The 12,721-nt window shown below is 40.7% G+C and carries 9 protein-coding genes; 3 read left to right on the forward strand and 6 right to left on the reverse strand.

Features of this window, described 5'->3' with window-relative positions; genetic code table 11:
• Positions 1 to 44: 44 nt before the first annotated feature.
• The 5 genes from ptsP to acnA all read right to left on the reverse strand — a co-directional run bounded on the left by ptsP (position 45) and on the right by acnA (position 7,170).
• Positions 45 to 1,778 carry a phosphoenolpyruvate--protein phosphotransferase gene (gene ptsP / locus ODU45_RS03030; protein WP_105148367.1) on the reverse strand — a complete coding sequence of 578 codons (1,734 nt, stop codon included), beginning with the start codon at positions 1,776 to 1,778 and terminating at the stop codon, positions 45 to 47.
• A 4-nt stretch (positions 1,779 to 1,782) separates the two neighbouring features.
• Positions 1,783 to 2,046: a phosphocarrier protein HPr gene (locus ODU45_RS03035; RefSeq protein WP_002936050.1), complete on the reverse strand. Its 264-nt coding sequence runs from the start codon at positions 2,044 to 2,046 to the stop codon at positions 1,783 to 1,785.
• A gap of 155 nt (positions 2,047 to 2,201) precedes the next feature.
• Positions 2,202 to 3,383, reverse strand: a complete 1,182-nt coding sequence (gene icd, locus ODU45_RS03040) for an NADP-dependent isocitrate dehydrogenase (protein WP_398580745.1) — start codon at positions 3,381 to 3,383, stop codon at positions 2,202 to 2,204.
• Positions 3,384 to 3,385: 2 nt separating this feature from the next.
• Entirely contained in the window at positions 3,386 to 4,504 is a 1,119-nt protein-coding gene (locus ODU45_RS03045) for a citrate synthase (RefSeq protein WP_105153166.1), read from the reverse strand.
• A complete protein-coding gene (gene acnA / locus ODU45_RS03050; RefSeq protein ID WP_398580746.1) occupies positions 4,501 to 7,170 on the reverse strand; it encodes an aconitate hydratase AcnA in 2,670 nt (889 codons plus the stop codon). Before acnA ends, ODU45_RS03045 begins: the two co-directional genes overlap by 4 nt.
• Positions 7,171 to 7,557: 387 nt before the next feature.
• Here acnA and nrdH point away from each other — a divergent pair, with 387 nt between their 5' ends.
• From nrdH to nrdF, 3 genes are all read left to right on the forward strand, one after another.
• Entirely contained in the window at positions 7,558 to 7,776 is a 219-nt protein-coding gene (nrdH, locus tag ODU45_RS03055) for a glutaredoxin-like protein NrdH (RefSeq protein WP_004299071.1), read from the forward strand.
• A gap of 32 nt (positions 7,777 to 7,808) precedes the next feature.
• Entirely contained in the window at positions 7,809 to 9,968 is a 2,160-nt protein-coding gene (nrdE, locus tag ODU45_RS03060) for a class 1b ribonucleoside-diphosphate reductase subunit alpha (protein WP_398580747.1), read from the forward strand.
• A gap of 333 nt (positions 9,969 to 10,301) precedes the next feature.
• Entirely contained in the window at positions 10,302 to 11,261 is a 960-nt protein-coding gene (gene nrdF / locus ODU45_RS03065) for a class 1b ribonucleoside-diphosphate reductase subunit beta (RefSeq protein WP_002936057.1), read from the forward strand.
• A 437-nt stretch (positions 11,262 to 11,698) separates the two neighbouring features.
• Here the strand turns inward: nrdF and ODU45_RS03070 are convergent, their stop codons facing one another.
• Positions 11,699 to 12,700, reverse strand: coding sequence for a LacI family DNA-binding transcriptional regulator (locus ODU45_RS03070; protein WP_029188556.1), 1,002 nt, complete (start codon positions 12,698 to 12,700; stop codon positions 11,699 to 11,701).
• Positions 12,701 to 12,721: the final 21 nt, after the last annotated feature.

Here is a 12,721-nt window from a genome sequence, read left to right on the forward strand (position 1 = left end):
GCACACAAAAAGCAAGGATTCAATTCCCTACTTTTTTTCAATGATTAATCGAAATCAACATACTCTTTTTGAAGTTCAAGAACTTCTTCTGCCGTTGCACATTCTGTCAAGGCACGGTGAGCATATTCTTCCATCTTAGCTGTATCAAGTTTCTTCATAAGGCTACGTGTACGAAGTACAGATGTTGCACTCATAGAGAACTCGTCCAAGCCCATACCTACAAGAAGTGGAACAGCTTGTTGATCACCAGCCATCTCACCACACATACCAGCCCACTTGCCTTCTGCATGTGCAGCCTTGATAACGTTGTTAATCAAGCGAAGGATTGATGGGTTATATGGTTGGTAGAGGTATGAAACTTGTTCATTCATACGGTCTGCAGCCATTGTGTACTGGATAAGGTCGTTCGTACCGATTGAGAAGAAGTCAACTTCTTTGGCAAATTGATCTGCAAGCATTGCTGCTGCAGGGATTTCAATCATGATACCAACTTGGATATCATCTGCAACTGCTACACCTTCAGCCAACAAGTTTGCTTTTTCTTCATCAAGGATTGCTTTTGCTGCACGGAATTCAGTCAACAAGGCAACCATTGGGAACATGATACGAAGTTTACCATGTACAGATGAACGAAGAAGGGCACGCAACTGAGTACGGAACATTTGGTTACCAGTCTCAGAGATAGAGATACGAAGGGCACGGAAACCAAGGAATGGGTTCATTTCGTGTGGAAGGTCAAAGTAAGGAAGCTCCTTATCACCACCAATATCCATTGTACGAACCACAACAGGCTTGCCGTTCATACCTTCAAGAACAGCCTTGTAAGCTTCGTATTGCTCGTCTTCTGTTGGGAAGTCTTGTGAGTCCATGTACAAGAATTCTGTACGGTAAAGACCAACAGCTTCTGCACCGTTATCATTTACACCTTCAACGTCTTTTGGTGTACCGATGTTTGCTGCCAATTCAAAGTGTTTGCCGTCAGCTGTAACTGTTTGAGCATCTTTCAAAAGTGCCCATTCCGCTTTTTGTTTAGCATAGGCTTCACCAGCTGCTTTAAATTCTGCAATCACTTCGTCAGAAGGGTTAATCACTACATCACCTGTGATACCGTTAACAGCCAATACATCACCGTCTTTAACGATTTCAGTAATGTTATTTGTACCCAAAACAGCAGCAATTTCAAGTGTACGAGCCATGATAGCTGAGTGACTTGTACGACCACCAATGTTCGTTACAAAAGCTTTTACAAACTGTTTGTTTAATTGCGCTGTATCTGAAGGTGTCAAGTCATGCGCGATAACGATTGACTCTTCGTCGATAGTTGCTGGGTTTGGCAAGCGAACACCAAGCAAGTGTGCCAACACACGTTTTGCTACGTCACGAATATCTGCGGCACGCTCTTGCATGTATGGGTTATCTTCCATACCTTCAAAGATAGCGATAAACATATCCGTAACTTCTTTCAAACCAGTCTCAGCATTTGTTTTCTTCGCACGAATTGTTTCCTTAATCTGACCAATCATTTCTGGGTCAGCAAGAACCATCAAGTGTGCATCAAATACGGCTGCGGCCTCTTCACCTAGGCTAGCTACTGCGTTCTCACGAATAACAGAAAGCTCGTTTTGAGATGCTTCTAGAGCAGCATCCAAACGAGCTTCCTCTGCATTTGTATCTTCAACTGTAACAGTTTCGAAGGACAAATCTGGCTGAACGAGTAGATATGCCTTAGCAACAGCAACACCATCTGATGCTGCGATTCCTTTAAGCATTTCTGTCATATTCTTATGCCAATCCTTCTTTTTCCATTGTTTCAGTGATAGCTGCGATTGCATCGTCAGCATCAGCACCTTCAGCAGAGATTGTTACGTCAGCGCCTTGACCAACACCAAGACTCATAACACCCATGATAGATTTAAGGTTAACAGACTTTTCTTTGTAGTTCAAAGTGATGTCTGAAGCAAATTTACTAGCTGTTTGCACAAGCAAAGTTGCTGGACGTGCGTGGATACCTGTTTCTGCCACAATGTGGAAGTCTTTTGAAGCCATATTTGGATTCTCCTTTATTTTTACAAAATTGTGAGTTATTTGTGATAACCCTTACAAAGGACATTATACCACTTTTTGAAATCATTTTCAAGATTTTTTTACCTTTCTTTCATGTTTCCGTCATAAAAAGAGAGGTTCATTTTACTTTTTCTTCATTAAATAGAATCTAGTAGAACTTCTGAAAATTGACTAGTAGATAGATGAGCAACGTCCAAAATTTTAGCAAAATCAAGCGTAACATTTTTATTTATAAAAGTATCTTCCAAGGCCTGAATAATTAAAGTAGCCGCTTCTTTCCAGCCTATATATTCCAACATCATACAAGCCGAAAGCAAGAGGGAACATGGATTAGCCAGATCCTTCCCTGCAATATCAGGAGCAGTTCCATGTGTCGCTTCAAAGATAGCATGACCTGTCTGATAATTAATGTTAGCACCCGGTGAGATGCCTATTCCTCCGACCTGTGCCGCAAGAGCATCTGATGCATAATCTCCATTTAGATTTGTAAGAGCAACCACTTGGAAGTTTTCCGGCGCCAATAAAATCTGCTGCAGAAAGTTATCCGCAATAATGTCATTCATTACCAAAGTCCCCTCTGCAAGTTCTGTAGCAAATTCTTCTTTCGCCAATTCATAACCCCACTTGCGGAAACCGCCTTCTGTAAACTTTTGAATATTTCCCTTATGAACTAAGGTCACTATCTTCAGTTGATGTTCTAAGGCATATTCTATTGCAGAGCGAATGAGGCGTTTACTCCCTTCTTCCGAAATCGGTTTGATACCAATACTTGAAGATTCTGGAAAACGAATATTCACCACTCCCATTTCTTCTTGCAGAAAGGAAATGACTTTGGCAACTTCATCCGAACCAGCCTCCCATTCAATACCTGCATAAATATCTTCTGTATTTTCACGAAAAATAGTAATATCTGTCTTTTCAGGCTCTTTCAGCAGACTTGGCACCCCCTTAAAATAGCGAATCGGGCGCACACAGGCATACAAATCTAATTCTTGACGAAGCGCAACATTAAGAGAACGATGACCTTTCCCAATCGGCGTCCCCAAGGGACCTTTGATTGCAACTAGATACTCACGGATTATTGACAGTGTCTCATTCGGCAAAGAAGTTCCCGTTAATTCATATGCCTTTTCTCCCGCCAAAACCTCCCTCCACTGAATAGAACGTTGACCTGCATAGGCTTTTTTCACCGCAGCATCAATAACTTTTTGACTGACTGACCAAATATCCCTGCCAATACCATCTCCTTCAATATAAGGAATAACGGGACGATCTGGGACAATTAACCGTCCCTCTCTCATCAGGATTTTTTCTGCCATATTTACCTCTTTCCAATCGGGATGTAAACCAAATTCCTACCACCTAAGTAGGAAGAGCGCGGACGAATCAATTTATTATTTTTCCGTTGTTCCTGGACATGTGCAATCCACCCCGCCATACGGCTCATTGCAAAAATCAATGTAAAAATATCACTATCAATACCTAGCACATGGTAAACTGTCGCCGAATAAAAATCTACGTTTGGAATTAAACCTTTTTTGTTTTTAATAAAGCTCTCTACTTCCTCTGACAATCTATAAAACGCTTCATCGTCTGTTCCGAATGTCAAATCACGCGCCATCTCCTTCAAATACTCTTGACGGGGATCAACCGTTTTATAGACTCGATGGCCAAATCCCATAATTTTTTCCTTCGAATCCAGCTTCTTCTGCAAATATCTCTCGGTATCACCACTCTCACGAATAGCCAGCAACATGTCAAACACTCGTTCATTTGCACCACCATGCAATGAGCCTTTCAGAGTCCCAATTGCCGTGGTGACACAAGAATATAAATCCGTTAACGTTGATGCCGTGACACGCGCAGCAAAAGTAGACGCATTCAACTCATGATCAGCATGAAGCACCAAAGCTTTATTAAACGCTTTGATTTGCAAATCACTCGGCTCCTCACCATTCAGCATATAAAGAAAATTCGCCGCAAAACCCAGATCAGACCGCGGTTCGATTGGAACCACTCCGCGTCTCAAACGAGCAAATGTTGCAATAATCGTCGGAACCTTGGCCATAATCTGAATAGATTGTTCATACAAAGCTTCTAACGAATTCTCCTCAGCGTGTACATTATATACTCCAAGGAGAGATACTGTCGAACGCAACACGCTCATAGGATGCAAATGTCGCCGTGATTGAATCAGAATACATTGCTCTACCGCATCTGAAATCGCATATTCTTTTCGCAGACTTTTCTCAAAATAATTTAATTCAATCTGAGTTGGCAAATGCAGGTTCCACAGAAGATAGATGACTTCCTCAAAAGAAGCGTTATTCTCCATCAATTCAGCAATGTCATATCCTGCATAGGACAAGCGGTCATTTTCAATTGCACTGATTCGCGTATCACAGGCAATCGCATCTTTTAACCCATTCGTTTCTGTCATACCTTTCCTCCTAGTTTCTTTCTTACTACCATAGGTAAAATACCTCCGTGGCGATAATAACGAATATCCGCCTCCGCATCAAACCGCACCAGAGCTTGAAACTCCTTTGTAACATCGCCTGTTTGCGCATGGACTGTCACAATTTGACCAACACCGACATCTTCTGGCAAGTCGATTGTATAGCTTTCATGTCCAGTCAAGCCAAGACTTTCTGACGACTGACCTTCTAAAAATTGTAAAGGAAGAACACCCATCATCACTAAGTTTGAACGGTGAATCCGCTCAAATGACTCAGCAAGAACAGCCTTCACACCAAGCAAACTTGAACCTTTGGCTGCCCAATCACGGCTTGACCCCATCCCATAGTCTTTACCAGCAATAACAATACTACCGATACCAGCTTCCTTATAACTCATAGCCGCATCATAGATAGGAAGAATCTCATCACCAACTCTTGTCCAACCACCAATTTTTCCATCTGCCAGCTCATTCTTTATACGAATATTTGCAAAAGTCCCACGCATCATGACTTCGTGATTTCCACGACGACTTCCATAAGAATTAAAATCCTTATAAACAATGCCATTCTCTTCGAGATAACGAGCGGCTGGACTCAATCGTGCAATATTCCCTGCCGGGGAAATATGATCTGTCGTTACAGAATCGCCAAATTTAGCCAAGACAGATAAATTTTCCAGTGGTTTTATGGATAAATCTGCCTGCATATTGTCAAAATAGGGCGGATTTTGAATATAGGTAGAAGAGGAATTCCAATTGTAATTCTTATCTGTCTTTGTTTCAATCACATTCCAAGCCTGACTATCTGTAAATACCTGTTGGTATTCTTCCTTATAAAGGTCACGAGTCACATAACGCTCAATGTAGTCATCTACCTCCTCACGACTTGGCATAATGTCCGCAAGGTAAACAGCTTGTTGCTTCTCATCATACCCCAGCGGTTCCCTTGTTAAATCTACATTCATATTTCCCGCAATAGCATAGGCAACTACTAGCGGAGGGCTCGCTAAGAAATTAGCTTTTACCAATGGATTAATCCGTCCTTCAAAGTTACGATTTCCAGATAATACCGCAGAAACCAATAAATCTTCTTCCTTAATCGCCTCCGCTACTTCGGGACGCAGATCACCTGAGTTACCGATACAAGTTGTACAACCATAACCAACCAAATTGAACCCTAAGGCATCTAGATAGGTCTGTAAACCTGATTTTTTCAAATAGCCAGTCACTACTTTTGAGCCTGGTGCCAATGACGTCTTGACTGTCTTAGAAACTGCCAAACCTTTTTCTACCGCATTTTTTGCCAGTAATCCTGCCGCCAAAAGGACATACGGATTGGATGTATTTGTACATGAGGTAATCGCCGCAATAGCAACATGACCTGTTTGAATTTGCTCCTCTCCTTCAATGTACTTAACCATGGCTATTTTATCTAACTCTGCTTCCTCCAAACCAAATCCACGTACACCTACTTCACGTATTAAACTAGCCTGAAACTCTGCTTTTGCATCTGTTAGTTCTATCAAATCTTGTGGTCTTTTAGGACCAGAAATAGATGGAACTACTGTCGATAAATCCAATTCTAAAACCTTGCTATAAGACGGAAAACGTTCAGCATCATAGAATAAATAATTAGCCTTAGCATAGGCTTCTGTCAACTCCACGTGCTCCTCCGAACGGTTGGTCAATCTCATATAATGTAAAGTTTCTCCATCAATCGGGAAATAGCCACAAGTCGCACCGTATTCTGGAGCCATATTGGAAACAGTTGCTCGATCCGCTAATGTAAGAGAAGATAAACCTGGTCCAAAGAACTCGACAAACTTCCCAACTACATTTTCCTGACGTAGAAGTTGAGTGACCTTAAGAGCCAAATCCGTTGCAGTAGCAACCTTAGGCAATTGCCCAGCTAGGCGAACACCAATCACCTCAGGGATAGGAAAATAAGATGCTTCACCCAACATTGCAGCTTCCGCCTCAATACCACCCACACCCCAACCAAGTACACCAATACCATTAATCATGGTCGTATGACTGTCTGTACCAAACATAGAATCTGGATAAAGCAAGCCATCCTTGTTGATAATAACATCACTTAGAAATTCAATGTTTACCTGATGGATAATTCCTATCGCTGGAGGCACAGCACGATAATTTTCAAAGGAATTCTCTGCCCACTTCAGAAATTCATAGCGTTCATTATTTCTCTCGAACTCTAAGGCAATATTTTTCTCCAGAGCATCTTCAGTCCCAAAAAAATCAACTTGAACAGAGTGGTCGATGACTAAATCCACTGGAATTTCTGGGTTAATCAATTCAGGGTTTCCACCTGCTTTCACCACCGCATCACGCATGGAGGCTAAATCTACCACAACAGGAACACCTGTAAAATCTTGCAAAATAACACGACTAGGTTTAAAGGGGATTTCTCCTTTAGGAGATGCAGCCTGATAATGAAGTAACTCCATTATGTGATTTTTTGTAACATCCACACCATCTTCTTTTCTTAAAAGACTTTCTAATAAAATACGAATGGTATAGGGAAGTGAATGAATATCCGCTTTTTCTTTTATTGAAACCGAATCCAATGCATAATATGAATATTCTTTCCCTTTATGAAACAAGCTTTTTCTATGTGATTTTTCCATATTTTATAACCTCTTTCAGCATTATTGAATAGTATAGTACAAAAGGTAATATATATTCAATACATGTATAACCATAAATGTTACATCTTATAATATCTTATGTTTCCTTCAAAATATTATGACATTTGTAAAAAAGCTAATCTATATTTTACTGAGAGATTGTTAGGGTTATCAAACTAAATAGAAACAGCTCTGTAAACGCTATTTTTCGACTTAGTGGTAATGAGCGGAGGTACAATATATGGTGTTTTATAAAAATATTGTGCACTATATTTTGTGATTTTAAATAAACTTCCTTCTTGACTTTAACCTTAAAATCTTGTATCCTAGATTGGTAACAAAATTGGGATTTTTTATTAATCCCTTCATGGACAAAGGAGAAATTGAATGGTAACGATCTATTCAAAAAATGATTGTGTACAGTGTAAAATGACCAAGAAATTCTTGGACCAACATAGTGTAGATTATAAAGAAATCAATCTAGATGAACAGCCTGAATTTATCGATCACGTAAAAGGTCTCGGTTTCTCAGCTGCACCTGTTATCGAAACTGAAAATGATGTTTTCTCAGGTTTTCAACCAGGAAAACTAAAAGCCTTGGTTTAACTCCCTACTGTTTATAGAAAGAGATTGCGACTATGAGTTTAAAAGAGCTAGGCGATGTGTCCTACTTCCGTTTAAATAACGAAATCAACCGTCCTGTTAATGGGCAAATCCCACTCCACAAGGACCAAGAAGCGGTTAAGGCCTTCTTTAAAGAAAACGTCCTCCCAAATACCAAGCAATTTGATAGTATTTTAGACAAGATTGCTTATCTATTAGAAGAAAATTACCTTGAAAAAGAGTTTTTGGACCAATATAGTCCAGAATTTATCATCAAAATTGATCAATTCTTAAAAGATCAAAATTTCCGCTTCAAGTCTTTCATGGCTGCCTACAAGTTCTACAACCAGTATGCCCTCAAAACAAATGATGGCGCCTATTACTTGGAAAGTATGGAAGATCGCGTTCTCTTCAACGCCTTGTATTTTGCTGAGGGCAACGAAGAATTGGCATTAAACCTTGCCAATGAAATGATTCATCTTCGTTACCAGCCAGCAACACCTTCTTTCTTGAATGCTGGACGTGCCCGTCGCGGTGAGTTGGTATCCTGTTTCCTCATCCAAGTCACAGACGATATGAACTCCATCGGACGTTCCATCAACTCTGCTCTGCAATTGTCCCGTATCGGTGGTGGGGTTGGTATTTCCCTTAGCAACTTGCGTGAGGCAGGTGCTCCAATCAAGGGCTATGAGGGGGCGGCTTCTGGGGTTGTTCCTGTTATGAAACTCTTCGAAGACAGCTTCTCCTATTCTAACCAGCTTGGGCAACGCCAAGGGGCTGGGGTAGTGTATCTGGATGTTTTCCACCCAGATATTATTTCCTTCCTTTCGACTAAGAAAGAAAATGCCGATGAGAAAGTTCGTGTGAAGACCTTATCACTCGGTATCACCGTTCCTGATAAATTCTACGAATTGGCACGTAAAAACGAAGATATGTACCTCTTCAGCCCATACTCAGTTGAGTTGGAATACGGTGTCCCTTATAGCTACCTTAACATCACAGAAAAATACGATGAATTGGTGGCAAACCCTCGCATTCGTAAGACAAAAATCAAGGCACGTGACTTGGAAACAGAAATTTCCAAACTACAACAAGAGTCTGGCTATCCATACGTTATCAACATCGATACTGCCAACCGTAGCAACCCTGTTGACGGCAAGATTATCATGTCAAACCTCTGTTCGGAAATCCTTCAAGTTCAAACACCAAGCATTCTTAATGATTCGCAAGAATACTTGACCATGGGTACTGACGTTTCATGTAACCTCGGTTCAACCAATATCGTCAACCTGATGAAGTCGCCTGATTTTGGACGTTCTGTTCGTACAATGACACGCGCTTTGACTTATGTCACAGATCATTCACACATTTCAGCTGTACCATCTATTGAAGCAGGAAACAGTCAGGCGCATTCAATCGGTCTTGGTGCCATGGGACTTCATTCTTACTTAGCTCAGAACTTGATTGATTACGGTTCAAAAACTGCCGTAGAATTTACCAACATCTACTTCATGCTCCTCAACTACTGGACTTTGGTAGAATCAAATAACATTGCCCGCGAACGCAAGGCAACCTTCCATAATTTTGACAAATCAAAATACGCAGACGGCACTTATTTCAACAAGTATGTGACTGGGGATTACCAACCACAATCCGAGCGTGTCAAAGAACTCTTTGAAGGGATTTTCATTCCAAGCGGACAAGATTGGGCTGACCTACGTGAGAAAGTCATGGCAGATGGTCTTTACCACCAAAACCGACTAGCTGTTGCTCCAAATGGATCTATCAGCTACATCAACGATGTCTCTGCTTCTATTCATCCAATCACACAACGGATTGAGGAACGCCAAGAGAAGAAAATCGGTAAAATCTACTATCCAGCAGCTGGCTTGGCAACAGAAACTATTCCATTCTACAAGTCTGCCTACGATATGGATATGCGTAAGGTCATTGATGTCTACGCTGCTGCAACAGAACACGTCGACCAAGGTTTGTCACTCACTCTTTTCCTTCGCAGCGAACTTCCAAAAGAACTCTATGAATGGAAAAAAGAGAACAAACAAACTACACGTGACCTCTCTATCCTTCGTAACTACGCCTTCAACAAAGGTATCAAGTCTATCTACTACATCCGTACCTTTACCGATGACGGCGAAGAAGTCGGCGCAAACCAATGTGAAAGTTGTGTGATTTAAGACACTAACATTCATTGATGCTAAAGCATCTAATGAATGCACGGTACTGACTATTTGGTCAGTACCTAAGTGGCTTACTACCTCGAAAAGTCGTTAAGTTCGAACGACTTTTCTCAGGTCGTAACTTGCAAGGGATTAGCTGTTGATAAACCAACTAGCTAATCTACGCTAACCGCTATGAGCGGATTAGCTTACTACCTTACGACACTGTCGTTCATGATGCGAAGCAACTAATGAGCGCTCGATTAAAAATCCCTTTTAGGGGATTTTTTTACAGGCTACTATCTATTTGTGATATAATATTTGAAGTATAAGAAAAAGAAAGAGAATATGATGGAAACCTACTACAAAGCCATAAACTGGAACGCCATTGAGGATGTTATTGACAAGTCAACTTGGGAAAAGTTGACCGAGCAATTCTGGCTCGATACACGTATCCCATTATCAAACGACTTGGATGACTGGCGTAAACTTACTGCTGAAGAAAAAGACCTGGTTGGTAAGGTCTTTGGCGGTTTGACCCTCTTGGATACCCTTCAATCTGAAACAGGTGTCCAAGCTCTTCGCAACGATATTCGTACACCGCACGAAGAAGCTGTTTACAACAACATCCAATTCATGGAGTCAGTCCATGCCAAGTCTTACTCTTCTATCTTCTCAACCTTGAACACCAAGTCTGAGATTGAAGACATCTTTGAATGGACCAACAGCAACGAATACTTGCAACGCAAGGCAAAGATTATCAACGAAATCTACGAAACAGGTACACCACTTGAAAAGAAAGTAGCCAGCGTTTTCCTAGAAACCTTCCTCTTCTACTCTGGTTTCTTCACGCCACTCTACTACCTTGGTAACAACAAATTGGCCAACGTTGCGGAAATCATCAAGCTGATCATCCGTGACGAGTCAGTTCACGGTACCTACATCGGTTACAAGTTCCAACTTGGTTTCAATGAATTGTCCGAGGAAGAACAGGACAAACTCCGCGACTGGATGTACGACTTGCTCTACCAACTTTATGAAAACGAAGAAGGCTACACACGCTCTCTCTATGATGCAGTTGGCTGGACTGAGGAAGTCTTGACTTTCCTTCGTTACAATGCCAACAAAGCCCTCATGAACTTGGGACAGGATCCACTCTTCCCAGATTCAGCAGATGATGTCAACCCAATCATCATGAACGGTATCTCAACCGGTACATCTAACCACGACTTCTTCTCCCAAGTTGGTAACGGCTATCTTCTTGGTGAAGTGGAAGCTATGACAGATGATGATTATTTATATGGGTTGTAGATCTGGAAAAATATCATTTCTATTTTTCCGTTTTATAGTCATTTTGTTTCTCTTTAATTACTTCGACGAGCGTGGATTTCCAACTTCAAACACTCCACCGGAGGGTTTGAACTCGCTTTGCCGTACTCTGCAGGGGTGACTTGCTCCGCAAGTGCTATCTCCAACCTTGCACAGTCACTCGACTGTACAAGCTGTCTGCAGCTCGTTGCCTAGTACTAAAAGACTATAGAAATCTGTTGAGTTTAAAATCATATATATAATATTAATATGCAATCTTGATAAGATTGGCATAAAAATAGGAATTCTCCCACCAGTTAAGGGAAAATTCCTATTTTTTTGTATATATTAGGCGATTCAAGGAGGGTTTCAGTGAGCTCTCAATCAGAATATTCTACTTCGTTCTGCTCCTCTTCCTAAGAAGTAAAATTTAACTTAACTTAGAATGTAGATTCTTTCCAATGAACTGTACAATCTAAAACCTGCTGTCGTTCCACTTGGTTTCCACCCTCAATCTGATTGATCAGCATCCTTGTTGCTTGACACCCTTCTTCAAAGGCGGGTTGAACAATGGTAGAGATCGTAGGGGATGAAAAATTTGTCCATTCAGTATTGTCAAACCCCAAAAGACCAACCTGAGGAAAGTCATATTTAAGTTCTTTCATAGCATTAAAAACTAAAGGTAACGCCCAGCAATTCGGAACGAACACTAAGGTCTTTTCCTGAGGATTTACCACCCCTTGAAGAAAACGTTTAATTTCCTCTATGTCCGTATTTTCATCTGCAATTGTTAAATCTTGATAACTTTGTTTACAATCTAACAAAGCATCCATAAACCCTGTAGCTCGTTCAATCCGTGTACTTAAGCGACTAATGTCAGCTGTAATAAGAATAAATTTTTGATAGCCATTTTCTACACATAGTTGAGTTGCATCATAGACAGCATCGTAATTATTTGTCTTAATCCAACTGGTACGATGTTCGTAAAGTTGACTGTCAAAGAAAACCATATGCTTTTTCTTATCCTCAATAATGCGCGAATATTTTCTAAAATGCGATGTCGGCTGAATAATAAAACCATCTACACCCAACATCAGCATGCTCTCAATATACTTATCTTCGCTTTCTTGATTGTAATTGCTGTTTCCGATGATAACTTGATAGCCACTCTTATGCGCTTCTTCTTCTATACCTTTGACAATTTGATTGGAAAATGTATTTGTAATATCTCCAATCAATACTCCAATCAACTTAGTATTTTTTGAATTTAGGCTCCGCGCGACAACGCTGGGTTTATAGTCTGTTTCGCGAATGACTCTCTCAATTCTTTCGCGTGTCTCTTTGGACATCTTTTCATATTTACCATTTAAGTAAAAGGAAACTGTTGTTTTTGAAGTCTGAGCCAGTTCTGCAATATCTTTGATGGTAAACTTCTCTGACACCTTACCGATACCTCCTTTTAT

Source organism: Streptococcus sp. 2022WUSS135 (assembly GCF_044427045.1).
Lineage (GTDB): Bacteria > Bacillota > Bacilli > Lactobacillales > Streptococcaceae > Streptococcus > Streptococcus hashimotonensis.

Excerpts from the sequence above, each read along its gene's own strand:
- ptsP (WP_105148367.1), bottom strand. The coding sequence starts at position 1,778 with ATGACAGAAATGCTTAAAGGAATCGCAGCATCAGATGGTGTTGCTGTT.
- ODU45_RS03035 (WP_002936050.1), bottom strand. The coding sequence starts at position 2,046 with ATGGCTTCAAAAGACTTCCACATTGTGGCAGAAACAGGTATCCACGCA.
- icd (WP_398580745.1), bottom strand. The coding sequence starts at position 3,383 with ATGGCAGAAAAAATCCTGATGAGAGAGGGACGGTTAATTGTCCCAGAT.
- ODU45_RS03045 (WP_105153166.1), bottom strand. The coding sequence starts at position 4,504 with ATGACAGAAACGAATGGGTTAAAAGATGCGATTGCCTGTGATACGCGA.
- acnA (WP_398580746.1), bottom strand. The coding sequence starts at position 7,170 with ATGGAAAAATCACATAGAAAAAGCTTGTTTCATAAAGGGAAAGAATAT.
- nrdH (WP_004299071.1), top strand. The coding sequence starts at position 7,558 with ATGGTAACGATCTATTCAAAAAATGATTGTGTACAGTGTAAAATGACC.
- nrdE (WP_398580747.1), top strand. The coding sequence starts at position 7,809 with ATGAGTTTAAAAGAGCTAGGCGATGTGTCCTACTTCCGTTTAAATAAC.
- nrdF (WP_002936057.1), top strand. The coding sequence starts at position 10,302 with ATGGAAACCTACTACAAAGCCATAAACTGGAACGCCATTGAGGATGTT.